This is a genomic window from Pseudomonas sp. SIMBA_068 (genome assembly GCF_046534705.1).
Taxonomy (GTDB): Bacteria; Pseudomonadota; Gammaproteobacteria; order Pseudomonadales; family Pseudomonadaceae; genus Aquipseudomonas; species Aquipseudomonas putida.
On record NZ_JAWRYI010001642.1, the window covers coordinates 1 to 236 of the forward strand.

1 protein-coding gene is annotated in these 236 nt (G+C 58.5%); it reads left to right on the forward strand.

Going from position 1 to position 236, the window contains the following annotated elements; translation table 11 throughout:
* A partial coding sequence (locus SB756_RS35300) for a LysR substrate-binding domain-containing protein (protein ID WP_410913910.1) occupies positions 1 to 236 on the forward strand: 236 nt, incomplete at both ends.

Sequence of the window (236 nt, forward strand, 5' to 3'; positions counted from 1 at the left end):
GGCGTTCTATTTCCTGCCCTCGGTGATTCGTCTGTACAACGAACGCTACCCAAAAATCCGCATCCGCCTGCTGGACTTGAGCGCCAACGAGGGGCTTGAAGCGGTCCTGCGTGGGGAAGCTGATTTCGGTATCAACATGATGAGTGGGCAGCACCCGGACATCGAGTTCGTGCCCCTGGTCAGCGAACCGTTTGTGTTGGCCTGCCGGCGTGATCATGAGTTGGCCAAGCGCAGTG